General features: G+C 58.0%; 1 protein-coding gene. It reads right to left on the reverse strand.

The genetic code is table 11. The annotated features are described in order from the left end of the window. Positions 1-458, reverse strand: a 458-nt coding sequence (locus ACLD7X_RS18715; RefSeq protein ID WP_425625517.1) for a sulfatase-like hydrolase/transferase, incomplete at its 3' end; no start/stop codon positions are given. Positions 459-474: the final 16 nt, after the last annotated feature.

Consider the following 474-nt stretch of genomic DNA (forward strand, 5'->3'; position numbering starts at 1 on the left):
CTGATTCCCTTCCAATGCCCCTCGGTAAAGGGCATGACCGAGCGGATCATCGTCAGGTAGCGATCGAGCAGACCGTCAGCGTAGAGGTAGTCGAGATACGGAGATCGAAAACCTGGAGAGACGTGAACGTGCTGGTCGAACTCCTCGACCACGTCGTCAAACCCGAAAGCTTGAATATCGGTTACCCAGTCGTCAGAGTTCATGGGCGCGCTCGAGGCGTCCAGTTCTTTGCTTCCCAGGTAGTGCGTCTTGCCGATATTCGCTGTGTGATAACCGACCGCCTGTAACGACTTCATGAACGTTGGCCACTCTGCGTCGAAGTCACCGTCAAAGTTGCGTACCAGTCCGTGGTCCGTGGGGTATTGGCCGGTGATGAGCGAGGCCCGTGACGGTTGGCACACGGGGCTCTGCGCCCACGCTTTTGTGAAGTGAGTTCCGCGCTCGGCGAGACGCCGCAGATTCGGTGTCGAGAAC

This window comes from Aphanothece microscopica RSMan92 (assembly GCF_046613545.2).
Classification (GTDB): Bacteria; Cyanobacteriota; Cyanobacteriia; order PCC-6307; family Cyanobiaceae; genus NIES-981.